This window comes from Micromonospora sp. C95 (genome assembly GCF_018070465.1).
In the GTDB taxonomy this organism is placed as follows: Bacteria; Actinomycetota; Actinomycetes; order Mycobacteriales; family Micromonosporaceae; genus Micromonospora.
Map to the genome: position 1 here is coordinate 348,681 of NZ_JAGPXT010000002.1, position 16,823 is coordinate 365,503.

Annotated in this window: 16 protein-coding genes; 3 read left to right on the plus strand and 13 right to left on the minus strand. The window is 70.7% G+C overall.

The window, feature by feature from the left end; translation table 11 throughout:
* Nucleotides 1-7: 7 nt before the first annotated feature.
* The 4 genes from KBX00_RS04180 to KBX00_RS04195 form a co-directional block, all read right to left on the minus strand.
* A complete protein-coding gene (locus KBX00_RS04180) occupies nucleotides 8-1,543 on the minus strand; it encodes an ABC transporter substrate-binding protein (protein ID WP_210823349.1) in 1,536 nt (511 codons plus the stop codon).
* A gap of 199 nt (nucleotides 1,544-1,742) precedes the next feature.
* Complete coding sequence (locus KBX00_RS04185) at nucleotides 1,743-2,204, minus strand: hypothetical protein (RefSeq protein WP_210823351.1); 462 nt, start codon at nucleotides 2,202-2,204, stop codon at nucleotides 1,743-1,745.
* 37 nt (nucleotides 2,205-2,241) lie between these two features.
* Nucleotides 2,242-2,862 (minus strand): M23 family metallopeptidase, encoded by a 621-nt coding sequence (locus KBX00_RS04190; RefSeq protein ID WP_307868040.1) that lies wholly within the window; start codon nucleotides 2,860-2,862, stop codon nucleotides 2,242-2,244.
* 43 nt (nucleotides 2,863-2,905) lie between these two features.
* On the minus strand, nucleotides 2,906-3,370 hold the full coding sequence (locus tag KBX00_RS04195; RefSeq protein WP_210823355.1) for a universal stress protein: 465 nt from the start codon (nucleotides 3,368-3,370) through the stop codon (nucleotides 2,906-2,908).
* A gap of 238 nt (nucleotides 3,371-3,608) precedes the next feature.
* On the opposite strand from KBX00_RS04195, the gene KBX00_RS04200 reads away from it, so the two are divergent.
* From KBX00_RS04200 to KBX00_RS04210, 3 genes are all read left to right on the plus strand, one after another.
* Nucleotides 3,609-4,457 carry a fumarylacetoacetate hydrolase family protein gene (locus KBX00_RS04200; protein WP_210823357.1) on the plus strand — a complete coding sequence of 283 codons (849 nt, stop codon included), beginning with the start codon at nucleotides 3,609-3,611 and terminating at the stop codon, nucleotides 4,455-4,457.
* Nucleotides 4,454-5,254, plus strand: coding sequence for an SDR family NAD(P)-dependent oxidoreductase (locus KBX00_RS04205; RefSeq protein WP_210823359.1), 801 nt, complete (start codon nucleotides 4,454-4,456; stop codon nucleotides 5,252-5,254). Before KBX00_RS04200 ends, KBX00_RS04205 begins: the two co-directional genes overlap by 4 nt.
* A gap of 263 nt (nucleotides 5,255-5,517) precedes the next feature.
* Nucleotides 5,518-6,018: a hypothetical protein gene (locus tag KBX00_RS04210; protein ID WP_210823361.1), complete on the plus strand. Its 501-nt coding sequence runs from the start codon at nucleotides 5,518-5,520 to the stop codon at nucleotides 6,016-6,018.
* A 527-nt stretch (nucleotides 6,019-6,545) separates the two neighbouring features.
* Here the strand turns inward: KBX00_RS04210 and KBX00_RS04215 are convergent.
* From KBX00_RS04215 to KBX00_RS04255, 9 genes are all read right to left on the minus strand, one after another.
* Complete coding sequence (locus tag KBX00_RS04215; protein ID WP_301547269.1) at nucleotides 6,546-9,263, minus strand: DEAD/DEAH box helicase; 2,718 nt, start codon at nucleotides 9,261-9,263, stop codon at nucleotides 6,546-6,548.
* 198 nt (nucleotides 9,264-9,461) lie between these two features.
* The gene (locus KBX00_RS04220; RefSeq protein WP_210823363.1) at nucleotides 9,462-10,448 is read right to left on the minus strand and encodes a zinc-dependent alcohol dehydrogenase family protein; all 987 of its coding nucleotides are present in this window, start codon (nucleotides 10,446-10,448) and stop codon (nucleotides 9,462-9,464) included.
* On the minus strand, nucleotides 10,445-11,287 hold the full coding sequence (locus tag KBX00_RS04225) for a carbohydrate ABC transporter permease (protein WP_210823365.1): 843 nt from the start codon (nucleotides 11,285-11,287) through the stop codon (nucleotides 10,445-10,447). Before KBX00_RS04225 ends, KBX00_RS04220 begins: the two co-directional genes overlap by 4 nt.
* Nucleotides 11,284-12,216: a carbohydrate ABC transporter permease gene (locus tag KBX00_RS04230; RefSeq protein ID WP_210823367.1), complete on the minus strand. Its 933-nt coding sequence runs from the start codon at nucleotides 12,214-12,216 to the stop codon at nucleotides 11,284-11,286. Before KBX00_RS04230 ends, KBX00_RS04225 begins: the two co-directional genes overlap by 4 nt.
* A gap of 56 nt (nucleotides 12,217-12,272) precedes the next feature.
* A complete protein-coding gene (locus tag KBX00_RS04235) occupies nucleotides 12,273-13,640 on the minus strand; it encodes a sugar ABC transporter substrate-binding protein (RefSeq protein ID WP_307868042.1) in 1,368 nt (455 codons plus the stop codon).
* A gap of 56 nt (nucleotides 13,641-13,696) precedes the next feature.
* The gene (locus KBX00_RS04240) at nucleotides 13,697-14,458 is read right to left on the minus strand and encodes a DeoR/GlpR family DNA-binding transcription regulator (RefSeq protein ID WP_210823369.1); all 762 of its coding nucleotides are present in this window, start codon (nucleotides 14,456-14,458) and stop codon (nucleotides 13,697-13,699) included.
* 222 nt (nucleotides 14,459-14,680) lie between these two features.
* On the minus strand, nucleotides 14,681-15,430 hold the full coding sequence (locus tag KBX00_RS04245; protein ID WP_210823371.1) for a hypothetical protein: 750 nt from the start codon (nucleotides 15,428-15,430) through the stop codon (nucleotides 14,681-14,683).
* Nucleotides 15,430-15,939 carry a sigma-70 family RNA polymerase sigma factor gene (locus KBX00_RS04250; RefSeq protein WP_210823373.1) on the minus strand — a complete coding sequence of 170 codons (510 nt, stop codon included), beginning with the start codon at nucleotides 15,937-15,939 and terminating at the stop codon, nucleotides 15,430-15,432. The genes KBX00_RS04245 and KBX00_RS04250 overlap by 1 nt, the downstream gene beginning before the upstream one ends.
* An 86-nt stretch (nucleotides 15,940-16,025) precedes the next feature.
* Nucleotides 16,026-16,700, minus strand: a complete 675-nt coding sequence (locus tag KBX00_RS04255) for a hypothetical protein (protein WP_210823375.1) — start codon at nucleotides 16,698-16,700, stop codon at nucleotides 16,026-16,028.
* Between the last annotated feature and the right edge of the window lie 123 nt (nucleotides 16,701-16,823).

Consider the following 16,823-nt stretch of genomic DNA (forward strand, 5'->3'; position numbering starts at 1 on the left):
CGCCGGGTCACCGGGCGAGGGCCACGTCACGGAACCGGATCGCCCGGTCCGTGCGTACCTCGTAGCCGCTGACCTGCTTCGACCAGCCCTGGGCCACGTCGGGGTTGTAGAGGTAGATGTAGCTGGCGTCGTCCACGATCTGCTTGGCCACCTGCTCGTACTGCTGCTTGCGGGCGGCCTGGTCGGTCTCCGTCCGGGCCTGGTCGAGCAGCCGGTCCACGTTCGGGTTGGCGTACTCGTGGAAGTTGAACGTGCCGTCGCTGTGGTGCTGGGCGTAGTAGAACTCGTCGGGGTCGATGTTGCCCAGCCAGCCGAGCATGAACGAGTCGAAGTTGCCGGCGCCCTGCTCGTCGAGCCACTGCGCGAAGTCCAGCGTACGGATCTCGACGGTGATCCCGACGGCCTCCAACTGTGAGGCGATGACCTGGGCTGCGGTGACCGTCTCCGGGTACTCGCTGGTGACCATGAGATCCATGCTCAGGCCGCTCACCCCGGCCTGGTCGAGCAGTTGCTTGGCCTGGTTCACGTCGTGCGTGTACGGCGCGTACTCGTAGTAGAAGGCACTGTTCTGCGGGATCGCCGTCTGGTTGACCGTGGCCAGCCCGAACTTGGCGGCCTTGGTGATCGCCTCGCGGTCCAGCGCGAAGGCGATGGCCCGGCGGACGTTGACGTCGTCGTACGGCTTGCGCGCCTGGTTGAGGGCGAGGTACCAGTAGTCGGTCGAGGGCACCGACTGCACCGTCGGGTCGTCCCCGTCGAGCAGCGCCGGCACCTGCTGGGGTGGCAGGTTGTCGGTCCAGTGCACCTCACCGGCGCGCAGGTTCTGCAGGGCGACGGTGGGGTCGCTGACGAAGGTGAACCGGACGCCGTCCAGCTTGGGCTTCTCGCCCCAGTAGTTGTCGTTGCGGACCAGCCGGATGCTGTCGCCGGAGCTGTAGTTCTCCACGGCGAACGGGCCACTGCCGACCGGCTTGGTGGTGATCTCGCCGGACTCCACGTTGGACTTCTGGACGATCGCCACCCCCTTGAAGCCACCGAGGTTGGCCAGCAGGTTCGGCGTCGGCGCGTTGAGGGTCACCACGACGGTCTTCGGGTCGGTGGCCTCGATCGACTTCACGGTGCCGAACTTGTACGCGTTGTTCAGCTTCTCGTCGATGATCCGGTTGTAGGAGTAGACGACGTCCTCGGCGGTCAGCGGCGAGCCGTCGGAGAACTTGACGCCCTCGCGGAGGGTGAACGTCCAGGTCAGCTGATCCTCGCTGGTGGTCCACTCGGTGGCCAGGGAAGGCTTCATCTCCAGGTTGGCGTCCGGCTCGACGAGCGTGTCGAAGACGTTCTCCAGCACCTGGAAGCTGTAGTAGGCGGAGGTCTTGTGCGGATCGAGCTGGTCGGGCTCGCCGCCGATCGCGGCGTTGAGCACGCCGCCGGCACCCGCCGTGTCGTTGCCGTCGACGTCGACGCCCTCGCCCCCACTGCATCCCGCCACGGCGGCGAGCATCAGGGCGATCGTCGCGCCGGCCAACCTGAATCTGGTCCTGGACATGGTCCTCCCCCTGGATTCTTCCGCGGCAGTCGAAAGATCTTGCGAGTCTGGTCCCCTGACCGATCGATGTCAACACAAAACGTGGCAAAATGCCCTGGTAGCCGCCTCCCTGTTCGCCCACGCTAACCGCTGAACCGCCGGTCGGCAGGGCTCGGACCGGCGGGCGGACAGGTTCGCCGTCAAGCTGTGACCCAGGCGGTCAGAGGCAGCACCAGCAGTAGAGGTGGTGACCGGCGGCCTGGGCACGGCGGGCCAGGGCGCTGATCTCCTCGATCACCGGCAGCAGTTCACCGGGCGGCAGCGGCTCACCCCAGGCCAGCTCCTCGATCCGCCCCCATCGCGCCGACAGCTCGGGCGACTGGGCGGCGGTGATCGAGGCCAGGGTGTCCCTGGTGGCGTCGTCGAGGACGATCAACCATGGCCCTTCGTCGCCACCGCTCCAGATCAGCCGCTGTTCGATCAGGTCAGTGGACCAGGCCACCCCGCGCACGAAGCCGATCAGCTTGCCGAGGGTCACCGCCGGCTCGATGCCCTTGAGGTCGATCGCGTCCACCCCGGGGCGGCCCCCGGACACGGCGACCGGACCGCCGTCGAGCTCCGCCATCAACCCGATCGCGGCGGCGTCGTCCGCCGCCCGGAAGTAGTCGTAGAGAACACCCATGGCCGTAGCCCATCAGGTGGGTACGACAGCACCCGCGCTACGGACAGTTGTTGCTGGTCAGTCGCAGCGTGTACTCGGCGTCGTCCTGGGTGATGCCCGACGGGGCGCCGTCGAAGTAGGTCTCCACCTTCTGCCAGCCGCGCCGCTGCTCGTAGTGCAGGTGCGGCGCACCGGAGTTGCCGGTGCTGCCGATCCGGCCGATCTGCTGCCCCTGGACGACCCGCTGGCCGGCCTGCACCAGCGGCGGCTCCAGCAGGTGCAGGTACTGGGTCTCCCACCGGCCGCCGTGGTCGATCTTCACCCAGTAGCCACCACCACGACCCCGGGGACCGTCCGGATTGTCCTGGGTACGACCACCAAGCGAACCGTTGATCCCGGCCACGGTGACCGTGCCCTCGTACGAGGCGAGCACCGGTTGTCCCCACGGATCGCCGGAGAGCGGGAAGAAGTCCACGTCGTAGTCGCCGTGCCCCGGGTAGGTGCCGACCTGCCAGGTCTCCCCGCAGGCGACCGGCATCTGGAACAGCGGGCGGGGCCCCGGCGGACGCAGCACGATCACGGCCGCCACGGCCAGTGCGATCACGATACCGAGGCTGAACAGCAGCCCGAACCGGGTCCGGCGGGTGCGGCGGTGGGAACGGGGGTGGCCGGTCGTCACGGCCCAGAGCATGTCAGAGACCGGCAACCCCCGTCGGTCGCCCTCAGGCCGGCACCGCCGGCACGGCGGAACCACTCGGCGCCGGCACCGGCACCGGGATCACCACCACCGGGCAGGTCGCCTTGCGTACGCACTCCTCGCTGACCGAGCCGAGCACGGTGTGCCGCAGCCGGCCGTGCCCGTGACTGCCCAGCACCAGCAGGTCGGCGCCGCGGGCCGCGGCGGTGAGCACGTCGGCCGGCCGACCCTCGACGACCTCGGCCGACACCGGCGCCGCCGACGTGCCCCGGGTGACCTCGCCGATCTCCCGCGCCAGCAGGGCGGTGGCCCGTTCCTCCTCCTCGATCGGGTTCGGCGCGACCATGGCACCACCGTCCAGGCCGTCCCACCGCCAGGCGGTCACCGCCTGCACGGTGCCCTTGCGCTCGGCCGCCTCACCTACCGCCCACCGCAGGGCACGCCGCCCACCGTCCGAACCATCGACGCCCACGACAATCAGATACGTCATCGTTCTCACCTCTCTCCGTCCTGCTTCCAGTGCAGCGCCCGGGCGTGGCGCGGACCAGCGGCCGGAGTCCCCTGCGGACGGGTCGGACGGCCCTGGGCCGGGCAGGACCTGCGACCCGGTCGAGCTGCCGACCCCGAGGAAGATCGCGGTCGATCATGGGCCTTGTGAGGCGTCACGATCACCTGGTAGACATCACATGTCTTGCGGCTCGTTCGCGCCGCGGTATCTGGGGGTGACGGTGAAGCTGCTGCGAGTGGGCCCGCCGGGGCGGGAGACCCCGGCGCTGCTCGACAACGCCGGCCAACTGCGTGACCTCAGCGGCGTGACCGACGACCTGGACCCCGCCTTCCTGGGCACCGACGGCCTGGCCCGCCTGGCCGGCATCGCCCCGCACGACCTGTCTCCGATGGACCCCACCGACCTGCGGATCGGTCCCCCGCTGCGCCCCGGCAAGATCGTCTGCATCGGGCTGAACTACCGCGACCACGCCGCCGAGACCGGGGCGGCCCTACCCACCGAGCCGGTGGTCTTCCTCAAGGCGGCGGACACGGTGGTCGGTCCCGACGACCCGGTGCTGGTGCCCCGCGGCAGCACCAGGACGGACTGGGAGGTCGAACTCGCCGTCGTCATCGGCCGCAAGGCGCGCTACCTGCCGTCGGCCGAGGCGGCGATGGGCTGCGTCGCCGGGTACACCATCACGCACGACGTCTCGGAACGGGAGTTCCAGCTCGACCGGGGCGGCCAGTGGGACAAGGGCAAGTCCTGCGAGACGTTCAACCCGCTCGGCCCGTGGCTGGTGACCGCCGACGAGGTCCCCGATCCGCAGGACCTGCGGCTCCGGCTCTGGGTCAACGGCACCCTGCGGCAGGACGGCACGACGAAGGACATGGTCTTCCCGGTGGCCGAGATCGTCCGCTACCTGAGCCAGTTCATGGTGCTCTACCCCGGCGATGTGATCAACACCGGCACCCCGGCCGGCGTCGCCCTCGGGCAGCCGGAGCCCAAGCCGTACCTGGTCGCCGGGGATGTGGTCGAGTTGGAGATCGACGGCCTGGGCCGGCAACGTCAGACCCTGGCTCCGGCGTGACCGACGACGGGCCGGGATCGGCCGGCAGATCCGCCGGCCCGGGCGAGTTCGCCGGGTTGGCGGCGGTGGTCACCGGCGGCGCCTCCGGCATCGGCCTGGCCACGGCCACCCTGCTCGCCGAGCGTGGTGCCCGGGTGGCCTGCCTGGATCTGAACCCGCAGCAGGTACCCGAGCCGTTGCTCGGCCTGGCCGCCGACGTGACCGACGACGCCTCGGTACGGGCCGCGATCGCCGCCGCCCATGCCGCCCTCGGCGGCCTCGACATCCTGGTCAACAACGCTGCCGTCGGTGCGGTCGGCACCATCGAGGCCGACACCGACGAGCAATGGCACCGGGTGCTCGACGTCAACGTGGTCGGCATCGTCCGGGTGACCCGGGCCGCGCTGCCGCACCTGCGCGCCTCCGCGCACGCCGCGATCGTCAACATCGGCTCCATCGCCGCCTGGCTCGGGCTGCCGCAGCGGGCCCTCTACAGTGCCAGCAAGGGCGCGGTGCAGGCGCTCACCCTGGCGATGGCCGCCGACCACGTGACCGACGGCATCCGGGTGAACTGCGTCAACCCGGGCACCGCGGACACCCCGTGGGTACGGCGGCTGCTCGAAGCCGCCGACGACCCGGCGGCGGAACTGGCTGCGTTGCGGGCCCGGCAGCCCACCGGTCGCCTCACCACCCCGCAGGAGGTCGCCGCCGCCGTCGCGTATCTGGCCAGTCCGCTGTCCGGATCGACCACCGGCAGCGTGCTGGCCGTCGACGGCGGCATGCACGGTCTGCGCCTACCCACGCCACGGCCGGCATGAAAGTCAGGGCCGCCACCCTCGCCGCCACCCGCCTTGCCCGGCTCTCGTCCGCGCGCGGGCCTTCGCCCGAGGCGTTGCTTCAACGGTGACGCGAGCTGCGCACCGGGGCCATGCCTGGTCACGGCCCTGTCGAGCTGAGAGCACCAACGAATCGCGGTGACCGACCGTAGACCCGTCAGGCCTCACATCTTCGGCGGCACGGATAGATTTGTCCGGTCGATTCTGGCTCGCATAACCGACGGACAAGCTGGCGAGGAGCGTGAATGGGCCTCGACCTGAGACGCCGCAGGGGCTCACCGATCGTGGTGGCCGCCGTCGCGATCGTGGTGTTTCTCGCCCTCGGCATGGTGGTGACTGCGGCCATACGGGATCGCGGTCCGACCCCCCAGCAGGAGGTCGCCAGCGAGGGCGTACGGATCTCGGTGCCGGCGGGGTGGCCGCGCAATGCCACCAAATGCGGTACGCCGATGCGCGACACGTACATCGTCGATGTCGATTTGATCGCAGGCTGCGCCGTGCTGCCGACACCTCGCGTCGACTACGCCGAGATACGCCTTGCGAATCTCGATCTCGACCCGGTGGCCCAGCTCGCCACCGAGACGGGCGACGCTTTCGGCCACCCTGTCCTGCGCGGCGGCGACGCGTTGCCCGATGGCCGGACGCGGCAGGTGGTGGTGGTTCCCGACCGGCAGGTAGTTCTCGTCGCCGTGTCCAGCAACCCGGCGGTCGCCGAAGCGATCACTGATTCGCTCCGAGTCGACTGACCTGCGTCGGCAACGCCACGCCTCGCTTGCCGTCGGTCAACCAGCTCAGGAGGATCGGACCCACACGCGGCCGTTGTGCACCACCAGAGGAACGAGATCTTGGAAAGTTTCCGAGCCGCTAACGGAAACTTTCCAAGATCTTGTGCCAGGAGGAACGGGGGGACTGGCGGGCGCGGCGGCGCATGTCGCAGCAGGTGTTCGCCGACCCGCTCGGCGCTACGGGACATCGCTGTCGCGCTGCGGATCGATCAGGCGTTGCTGCTCGGCCAGGACAGTCGACCTGCCGACGCGACTACCAGGGTCGAGGGCGTCGAGCAGATCCGGGCGGCACTGTCCGCGTACGACACTGCTCCAGATCGGCCGGCGGTGCGCGAGGCTGGCGCGGCATCGCGCATGCCTGGACCAATTGTCGGCATGCGCCGACGCTCGCCCGGGTCGCTGTCGCGATCGATCTGGTCCCGTGGCAGCTGCGGTAGTCGACACGCCGGGCGGTCGATACCTCTACTGCCGCGCTTCGGCGACGTGGGTTACGACGGCGCGTGCTGGGGCTGGAGGCTGGGTGCGGGGGCGAGGAGGCGTTGGCGTTCGGCGGCGACCACTTCCTGGACGAGTTCGGCCTCGGACAGGTCCACCGCCTCCGGGCTCGCGTCGGCCGTGTCGCTGACCCGGGCGAAGTCGTCGAAGATGCGGCGCTTGTCCGCCAGCAGTTCCGTGATCCGCTTGTCGACACCATCCTCGGAGAGCAGCCGGTGCACCTGCACTGACTGGACCTGCCCCATCCGGTGCGCCCGGGCGATGGCCTGGGCCTCGGTGGTGGGTTTCAGCTGAGGTTCACAGATGACGACGACGGAGGCGGACTGGATGTTGAGCCCGACGCCACCGGCCACGATCTGGGCCACCAGGACGGCACCGTGCCGGGCGGCCGAGAATTCGTCCACCATCCGCTGCCGGTGGTTGGCCGGCACCGAGCCGGTCAGCGGACCGAAGACCGGGCCGGGAAGGGTACGGGCGACCAGGTCGAGCACCTCCCTGAAATGGGAGAAGACGATGACGCGGCGCTCGTTCTCGGCCGCCTCCCGGACGATCTCGACGAGGCGCTGCATCTTTGTCGACTCGGCGGCCTGGAGCATGGCCGCCTGGCGCATCCGCATGAAGTTGCCCCGCTCGACCGCCTCGCGGTAGCGCGTGGTGTCCGCCGGAGACAGCGGCAGCCACTCCTCGACCTCGATGAGTTCGGGCAGTTCGTCGAGCACGTCGTCCTGGTTGCGGCGCAGGTACGCCGGTGCGATCTGCCGCCGGAACCGCGCGGGTGACAGGTCGGTGGCGTCGACCGTCAGATCGGGGCGTACGTAGGAGGCGAGGTTGCGGAACTCGTCGACCTTGTTCTCCAGTGGCGTACCGGTGAGCAGGATCGCCCGTTCGGCGCGCCCGACGAGTTCCTTCGTCCTGATCGACCGCTGCGCCTGTGGGTTCTTGACGTAGTGGGCCTCGTCGACCACGACGCACGCCAGGTCGGGCAACTCCCGCAGCTCCGACCCCCACCACGCGAGGGTCTCGTAGGTGGTGACCGCCACGCCTCCGTCCCGCCGCCAGGCGCGGGCCGTGGCATCGCGTCCCGGGCCGTGCACCCGGTGTGGACGCAGCGTCGACTTGCCGCTGATCTCACGAACCCAGTTGGTCACCACGGCCGCCGGGCACACCACCAGGAAGTGGCTGCTCCCCCTGCTGTGCAGGTGGGCCAGCACCGCGAGCGCCTCGACGGTCTTGCCGAGGCCCATCTCGTCACCGACGATGACCTTGCGCTGGACCAGGGCGAAGCGGGCGGCGAAGCTCTGGTAACCGCGCAGGGACGCGGTCAGGTGGGCACCGTCGAGTACCTGGTCGCGTACCGCCTGGATGATCTCGTCCGGGAGGTCGCCGTGCACCGCGTTCTCGTCGCCGGTGGCGAATCCCAGCTCGGCGAGCATGGCGAAGTAGTCGGCCGGGCGGGTGAGGAAGTCGTCCCACGGGTCGGCGGGCAGACTCCGCCGGCCGGGCGCGGAAGACCTGACGAGCAGGTCCGCTCGCCGTTTGACGATCTCGATGCTCTCGCCCAGCCCGTCGGCGGCGAGCCCTCGGGTCGGCACCACCAGGAGGTGGCTGGTCCGGCGGTCGATGGTGCCGCCCAGCGGCGCGAGTTCGGCGGCGCGTTCGAGGTCGGCTGCCGCGCCTCGGGTACGCCGGTGCGCGTCCCACTCGGCGAGGCACCGCAGCAGGTGGGTGGAGTCCGGGTGGCGGTGCTCGACGTCGATGCGAACCGGTGTGTCGTCGTGGGTGGTCTGCCGGAGGGTGCGGGCTGCGCCGATCAGGCGGCGCGCCGAGGTCTCCCCGACACCCGGAAGCGACTGAAGCGATGGGCCATGGTGCAGCACGTCCTGCACCGTGACGATTCCGGCATCGGCCAGCGGCCCGAGGCGGAACCGGTCGCGGGTGACGGTCCGCAGCGCCTCCACCGGCATGTCCCGCAGGATTCGTTGCACCTCACGTTGTCTGACCTGCTCACCCGCTTCACGTGCCGCCGACCGGTACGCGGCTTCGCCAGCCACGACCTTGTCGATGGCGGCCAGTGCCGCCGGCAGTCCCGCGAAGACCGACCGGTCCACCAGCTGAGGCTCCGGGCCGGTCGGCTCGGCGAGGAGCGCGAAGCGAAGGGACGGGTCGAGCAGGTCGCGGAGGCTGTCCCGGACCGGGTCGGGAGGTGCGGTCGGGAGGCCGAGGTACGCCAACCGCTCGGGGCCGCCAGCGGCAGTGATTTCCGCGTGCCGGTGACGCAGGAACGTCGCGGCGGTGGCCGCTGACTGCTTCCTGGCCGGCCCGGCGAGATAGCGGCGTACGTCGAGCATGGGTGCGAGGTCGCCGACGGCGCGGGGTGCGTCATCGGTGAGCAGGCGCAGCAGGGCGTCGTCGGCGGCGGTCGTCGCGGGAAGCAGGGCCCGCTGCTGGAGTCGCCGGACGACGTCACGATCACTCTCCCGCAACGCGAGCACCCGCCACGCGGCCCGGCCGGAGCGATCGACCACGACGCTACGGTCCCGCATGGCTCCTTCGGTGGCGCCGGCCGCCTGCTGGACGAGCCGGTGCCGGTCCCGCACATCCTGGGCGAGCCGACCCCACCGCCTGAAGTCCGCCACGAGCCGCCGCAGCTCCGCACGCTCGGCCTTGTCCATCCGCACCCCGGCCCGGTACCCCGCCCCCCACCCGACCATGCCGCATAGCTGACCACGCCGCGCGCCCGCATGCCACCTGCCTCGCCATGCCGCGTCCCGCACCGGGCGTGCCCGACCTTGAGGCAACAACTTCGCCGATGTTGCTGTCTCGGGCGCCCGTGAGTGGACAACATCGCTGATGTTGCTGCTTCCTGTTCCCCGTCGGCCCGCGAGGTTCCCAGGGGTGGCGGGGGACAGTCAGGTGATGAGGAGCTTGCGGCCGGTGCCGGCGCGGAACTGGGTCATGGCGTCGGCGTAGGCGGACAGGGGGAAGCGGTGGCTGATGAAGACCTGCGGGTCCAGCACGCCGGCCGCGAAGAGTTCGGCGGCGCGGTCGAAGCTGTGCAGGACGGCCATCGAGCCGGTGACGGTGATCTCCTTGTTGTAGACGCGGTACGGCTCGATCGGCACCCGGGTGGCGTACTCGGAGACGCCGAACTGGAGGAACGTGCCGGCGGGGGCGACCCGGGTCAGGCCGTCGGCGATGGCCGCCTCGACGCCGGTGCAGTCGACGACCACGTCCCAGCCGCGCGGGCGGTCCAGTTCGTCGGCGTTGGCGGCGCTCGCCGAACAGCCCAACGCCACGGCCGTGGCGAGGCGGTCGGGGTTCGGGTCGACCACGCTGACGGTTGCCGCACCGCAGCGTTTGGCCAGTTCCAGCATCATCAGGCCCATGGTGCCGGCACCGTAGATGAGATAGTGGTCGGCCAGCCGGCGGGGCAGCACGTCGAAGCCGCGTACCGCGCAGGAGAGCGGTTCGATGAGGGCGGCGTCGGCGGGGGCGACGCCGGCGGGCAGCACCACGCAGTTGCGTACCGGGGCGAGCGCGTACTCGGCCGCCCCACCGGAGACGGTGACGCCGATGGCGTTCCACCGTTCGCAGAGGTTGCCCCGGGCCCGGCGGCACTGGTAGCACTCGCCGCAGTGCAGCGACGGGTCCACGGCCACCGGGTCACCGACGCGCACCTCGGTGACGTCCCGCCCCACCGCGACCACGGTGCCGGCGAACTCGTGGCCCGGCACGATCGGGTACGCGGGCGCGAATTCGCCGTCCATGATGTGCAGATCGGTGCCGCAGATCCCGCAGCCGGCGACCTGGACCACCACGTCCCGGGGGCCGGGCGTGGGGTCCGGTACCGACTCGACGCTGATCTGGCCCGGCGTGACGATGACTGCTGCCTTCACTTGACCGCCCCCATGGAGAGTCCTCGGACGAGTTGTTTCTGGGCGATCCAGCCGGCCAGCACGACCGGTAGCGACACGATGGTCGCCGCCGCGCAGAGCCGGGCCAGGAACAGCCCCTCGGACGTGATGAAGCCGACCAGGAAGATCGGCGAGGTGCCGGCCCGGGTGGCGGTCAGGTTGACCGCGAAGAAGAACTCGTTCCAGCTGAAGATGAAGCAGATCAGCGCGGTCGCGGCCAGGCCGGGCGCCACGATCGGTAGCAGGATCCGCCGGATGGTGACGAGCAGGTCGGCACCGTCCATCGCCGCCGCCTCGATCAGCGCGGCCGGCACCTCCAGCAGGAACGACCGCATCATCCACACCGCGAGCGGAAGGTTCATGGCGGTGTAGAGCACGATCAGGGTCCAGACGTTGTCAAGCATGCCGAGGTCCTGCACCAGCAGGTAGATCGGCAGCAGCGCGGCGACCACCGGCAGCATCTTGGTGCTGATGAAGAAGAACAGCACGTCGCGCCAGCGTTCGACCGGCCGGATCGACAGCGCGTACGCCGCCGGGGTGGCCAGCACGAGCACCAGCAGGGTGGACAGCACGCTGGCCATCACCGAGTTGAGCAGGTACGGGGTGATGTCCCGGTCGAAGACCTGCCGGTAGCCGTCCAGCACCGGGGTGAAGAACCAGGACGGCGGGTTGCTGGCGGCGTCGACCTCGCGTTTGAAGCCGGTGAGCACCATCCAGGCCACCGGCAGGAAGAACAACAGGCCGGCCAGCCACGCCAGCACGGTCCACGCGGCCCCGGTGCGGCCCGCGCTGCGCCGGGCCGGACTCGCGGTACGGGTCATCGTGCGTCCTCCATCCGGAACAGGCTGGAGATCACCCGCAGCGCGAAGGTGGCGACGATGATGGTGCCGATCACCACCACGACGCCGGCCGCGGCGGCCTCGCCGTACTCGAACTTGCGGAAGGTGGTCAGGTAGATCTCGTACGGCAGGTTGGTGGTGGCCCGACCCGGGCCGCCCTGGGTGATGGTGAAGACCGCGTCGAAGGTCTGCACCAGGTAGATGGAGCCGAGCAGGGCACCCAGTTCCAGGTAGGGCCGCAGGTAGGGCAGGGTGATCCGGGTGAAGGTCTGCCACGGGCCGGCGCCGTCGACCCGGGCCGCCTCAAGCGTCTCCAGGGACTGGCTCTGCAGGCCGGCCAGGATGATCAGCATCATGAACGGGGTCCACTGCCAGACCAGCGCGGCGACCACGGAGACCATCGGGTACTGCGACACCCAGTCGGTGCTGCCGCCGAGGATGCCGTTGATCAGGCCGTAGGACGGGTTGTAGATGGCGTGTTTCCACAGCAGCGCCGCCGCCATCGGCATCACCAGGAACGGGGTGATGAGCAGGGTGCGGACGATCCCCCGACCGGGGAACCTGCGGTCGAGCAGGATGGCCAGGCCGAGGCCGAGCAGCACGGAGGCGATCACCGAGGAGGCGGTGAGCACCACCGTGTTGAGCAGGGCGGCACGCAGTCGACCGTCGGTGAGCACTGTGGCGTAGTTGGCCAGGCCGATGAACTCACGGCTGCCCGGCCGCAGCGCGTTCCAGCTCTGGGTGGACAGGTAGAGGGTGAACAGGAACGGCAGTTGCGTCACCACGATGGCGAAGACCAGGGCGGGCAGCAGTGGGGCCCGGCGGGCCCAGCGGTGTCGCCGGTCGGGGCGGGTGGGACGCACGGCGGGGCGCGCTGGGGCGTCCGCACCGGTGGTGCTGGTGGTGGTCATCGTTCCGCCTCGGGGGCAGGGCCGGGGCCGGCCGGTCGACCGGCCCCGGCGGGCGGCTACCGGTGGTTGCTGGCGGCTTCCTCGGCCAACCGCTGGCCGTCGGCGAGCGCCTGGTCGACGGTGGTCTGGCCGGCGATGGCGGCCGACACCTCCTGCGACACCTTCGTCCCCAGGTCGGCGAACTCGGGGATGCCGACGAACTGCACGCCGAGGGCGGGTCGCGGTTGCACCCCGGGGCTTACCGGATCGGCCTCCTGGATCGACTTCAGCGTGATGTCGGCGAACGCCTCGGCGGACTGCCGGTACTCGGCGATCTCGTAGGTGGACTGGCGCTTGCCGGCCGGCACCCGGGACCAGCCGAGGGACGAGCCGACCAGCTGCTCGTACTCCTTGCCGGTGGCCCAGGAGATGAACTTCCAGGCGGCGTCGGCGTTCTTCGTGGTCTTCGGCATGGCCAGGGCCCACGCCCACAGCCAGCCGGACGATTCGGTCTTGTCGACCGGCGCGTACACGTAGCCGACCTTGCCGGCGACGGTGCTGGCGTTGGGGTCCTCCAGGGTGCCGGCGGCGGAGGTGGCGTCGTACCACATGGCCGCCTTGCCCTGCCCGAAGGTGTTCAGGCACTCGGTGAAGCCGGACTGCGGCGCGCCGGGCTGGCCGTGTTCGCGCAGCAGGTCGACGTAGAACTTGGTCGCCGCGGTGAACTCGGGTGCGTCGACCTTCGGCGTCCAGTCCTGCTCGAACCAGGTGCCGCCGAAGGTGTTCACCACGGTGGTCAGCGGGGCGAACAGCTCGCCCCAGCCGGGCAGCCCGCGCAGGCAGATGCCGGAGACGCCGGCCGCGTCGTCGTCGAGCTGTTCGGCGAACTCGGCCACCTGCTGCCAGGTCGGCCGCTCCGGCATGGTCAGGCCCTCGGCGGCGAAGAGTTCCTTGTTGTACATCAGGAACGACGACTCGCCGTAGAACGGGGCGGCGTAGAGCTTGCCGTCGGTGCCGGAGAGCGAGGCGACCATCGGCTCCAGCAGGTCACCCTTGTCGTACGCGGTGTCGGCGTCCGCGTACGAGCTGAGTTCGTGCAGCCAGTCGTTCTGCGCCCAGATCGGCGCCTCGTACGCCCCGATCGTCGCCACGTCGTACTGGCCGCCCTGGGTGGCGACGTCCTGGGTGACCCGGTCGCGCAGTTCGTTCTCCGGCAGGATGGTGAACCGCACCTCGATCCCGGTGTCCTTGGTGAAGTTGTCGGCGGTGACCTTGGCCAGGTCCTCCATCTGCGGGTTGCCGACCATCAGCACGGTGATGGCCGTGCCGTCGCTTGAGGAACCGCCGCCCGCTCCGGAACAGGCGGTCGAGACCAACGTGACGGCGAGCGCGACGGCGAGCGCACCGCGCCCACGCCGGCCGCGAGGAGTTCGTGTTTCAGGCACAGCGAACCTCCATGGTGGTGGGTGATGGTGAGGAAAGGTGGGTCGGCCGACGGCGCTCAGACGCGCAGCACCACCGGGCCGAGCAGTGAGTAGCGGTGCGCCTCGGACGCCGGCAGTGCGGTGTCCGTGACGATGGTGTCGACGTCCGCGACGTCGGCGAAGCGGCAGAAACTGTGCCCACCGAACTTGGTGTGCACCCCGGCGAACACCACCCGCCGGGATACCGCCATCACCTGGGCCTTCACGGCGGCCACCGCCGGGTCGGGTGTGGTCAGCCCGTGCTTGCGGGAGATTCCGTTGGCACCGACGTAGGCCAGGTCGATGACGAAGCCGGCGAGCATCCTGGTGGCCCAGTGGTCGACGGTGGCCAGGGTGCGACCGCGGACCCGGCCGCCGAGCAGGAGCACGGTGAGGCTCGGGTACGCGGCCAGCGCCGCCGCGGTGTGCAGGGAGGCGGTGACCACCGTCAGTGGGCGGTGGGTGGGCAGCGCCTCGGCGATCAGTTGCGGGGTGTAGCCCTCGTCAACGAACACCGACTCGGCGTCACCGAGGTGTTCCACCGCCGCGGCGGCGATCCGTCGCTTCTCCACGACCATCCGGGTGGCCCGGGTCTCCAGGGTCGTCTCGAAGCGGGCCGTCTCCACCGGGTACGCCCCACCGTGGGTGCGGCGCACCAGCCCCTGCTGGGCGAGCAGGCTCAGGTCACGCCGAACGGTTTCCGGCGCCACGGCCAGGTCGGCGGCGAGCTTACGCACGTCGACGTCACCCTGACGGCGCGCCAAGCTGAGGATGTGTTGTCGGCGCTGCGTCGCGTCCACCGGCACACCTCCGTTCGGCTCGGGTGCTTTTTTGTAACACCGATGAACGGCAGGTGACCCCGGTCACCTGCCGTTCAATTGAGTGGATTTGGTGACCGGCTTGCACCGCCGAACGGGCAGCACATAACCGCCATACCTGACAAATCACCGCAATACGGCTGCCCGTTTGATGGCATGGTCTGCCCGACCGGCACCCGCGCTGCCCGCTCGGGCACCGGCCGGTCATCCCGGTGCGGCTCCGTTGTCGACCAGCCGGAAGCGCGTGGTCAGCACGGCGTCGCCCAACTCCTCCAGGATCAGGCCCCGGGTCGGTGAGTTCTGCAGGAAGGCCGAGTGGTTGCTGATCGCGTACGTCGGCTCGCCGGCGCGTTGTCCGCTCCGGACCACCGTGAACTGCTGCCTCGGCTCCTGCGGCGCACAGGTGGCCGCGACCACCCGCAACGGCTGGCTGCCCGACGACCGCACCTCCCAGCACACGTCGGTCGCCGCGCCGACCCGCTCGGCGGCCCGGACCAGATAGGTGTCGGAGCCCTGGGGGGTGAACACGAACAGCTGGCGGCCCTCGTCGCCGTCGACCTCGGCGAGGCGGCCGTCGGCGAGCAGGGACAGCCCGCCGCTCTGCTCGGCTGCGCGGACGACGGTCACCTGCCGCCGCCCGGACAGCAGCGGGTCGCTGCTCGACGGACCGGACGTCGCGGACGGGTCGGGGCTGGTCGACGCGGTGGCCGGGGCCGTCGTCGGGCCAGCCGGCCCGACGAGCAGGGAGTCCGGATCTCCCGATGGACGGGCCAGGACCACACCGGCACCGAGCAGACCGACGAGTACGGCAGCCAGGGTGACGGAGGCTGCCTGTCGCCGGCGGCGACGGGTGTCGCCCCGGCGGCGGATGTCGACCGCGGCCGGCACCCTGCCCTGCCGGCCGTGCCCGGCCAACGCGCGCAGGGCCTCGTCGAGATGCGGCTCTGGACCCATCACTGCCCTCCCCCGTCGGCGGTTTCGTAAGCGTCGTCGCTGAGATGCACGGCGAGGGCCCGGCGTCCCCGGGCGAGCCGCGTCTTGACGGTGTTCACGTTGGCGCCGATCTCCGATGCGATCTCGGTCACGCTGAGCCCGGCCAGGTGGTGCAGCACCACCACCCGGCGCTGCTCGGCGGAGATGCGGCGCAGCGCCGACACCACCGCCACGTGATCGACCGAGGTCGCCTCGACCTGCTGGCCGGCCGCCTCCCGCCGGTGGGCACGGAGCCGGTTCACCGTCTTGCGCCAGGCGCTCACCGCGATCCGGTAGGCGACGCGGCGGACCCACGCCTCCGGGCTGTCGCACTCCCGTACCGACGCCCAGCGGTCCCAGGCCCTGGCGTACGCCTCCGCCACCGCATCCTCGGCCTCGGCCCGGCTGCCGATCATCGCGGACAGGTGGCCCAGTACCCGCTGCGCCGACGCCGCGTAGAAGGCGTCGAACTCCTCAGCGTCGCGTTTCACTCACGTTCCCACCCGTACTGTCGCTGCTGGTCGTGGCCGGCGGACGACGGACGCCCCCGGGCCGGGACCGGGGGCGTCACCGCGTCCTACCGTCGGGGTGCCGGTCCGGTGTCGGTGAACCGGAAGCTACTCGCCGCAGGCGCGTCCCCCAACTCCTCCATGATCAGACCGGATCGCGCGGAGTCGCGCAGGTACGCCCACCGGTTGCTGATCAGGTACTCACGGGGACCACCGTCGGCCACGGCGGTGATCTCGAATCGCTGGGCGGGGTCGTCGGTCCGGCAGGTGGCGCCGCGCACGTACAGCGGCCGGCCGTCGCCCGGGTTGCGTACCTGCCAGCAGACCGGCTGGCCGGTGCCGCCACCGTGATAGGCCTTGATGAGGAGCTGTCCCGAACCGACCGGCGTCGGCACGAACACCTGCCGACCCCGGTCGTCGTCCACCTCCGCCAACCGGCCGCCGTCGAGCAACGCCAGCCCTGACTCGAAGGCGCCGACCCGGACGATGGTGACCCGACGCTTGCCGGACAGCAGCGGGTCCGCCGCTGCCGTGGGCGATGGCGTGGCTGTCACCGCCGCGCCCGCCGGGTCGTCACCGGGCGGTTGCGTCCGTCCCGCTGTCACCCCCGCCGGAGCGGCCACGGACGTCGCCGCCCCGCGCGCGGGCCCATCGCCGGAGGCCGAACCCATGGTGTACACCGCGACGGCGGTGCCGGTCAGCACCACCAGGCCCGCACCGGCGAGCCACCTACCCAGCGACACGATTCCTCCCGAGCTGTTCGGCACCGGGGCCAGCCGCCGGGTGGCGGGTGATCCTCGGTCGATTCAGCGGGATGACGCGCACGGGCGGCGGATGGTTTCACGGTTCGGCCGAATCTCGTGTGT

What these genes read in the sequence shown, in the direction of transcription:
- KBX00_RS04180 (WP_210823349.1), bottom strand. Translation starts at nt 1,543, where the DNA reads ATGTCCAGGACCAGATTCAGGTTGGCCGGCGCGACGATCGCCCTGATG.
- KBX00_RS04185 (WP_210823351.1), bottom strand. Translation starts at nt 2,204, where the DNA reads ATGGGTGTTCTCTACGACTACTTCCGGGCGGCGGACGACGCCGCCGCG.
- KBX00_RS04195 (WP_210823355.1), bottom strand. Translation starts at nt 3,370, where the DNA reads ATGACGTATCTGATTGTCGTGGGCGTCGATGGTTCGGACGGTGGGCGG.
- KBX00_RS04210 (WP_210823361.1), top strand. Translation starts at nt 5,518, where the DNA reads ATGGGCCTCGACCTGAGACGCCGCAGGGGCTCACCGATCGTGGTGGCC.
- KBX00_RS04215 (WP_301547269.1), bottom strand. Translation starts at nt 9,263, where the DNA reads ATGGTCGGGTGGGGGGCGGGGTACCGGGCCGGGGTGCGGATGGACAAG.
- KBX00_RS04225 (WP_210823365.1), bottom strand. Translation starts at nt 11,287, where the DNA reads ATGACCCGTACCGCGAGTCCGGCCCGGCGCAGCGCGGGCCGCACCGGG.
- KBX00_RS04230 (WP_210823367.1), bottom strand. Translation starts at nt 12,216, where the DNA reads ATGACCACCACCAGCACCACCGGTGCGGACGCCCCAGCGCGCCCCGCC.
- KBX00_RS04245 (WP_210823371.1), bottom strand. Translation starts at nt 15,430, where the DNA reads ATGGGTCCAGAGCCGCATCTCGACGAGGCCCTGCGCGCGTTGGCCGGG.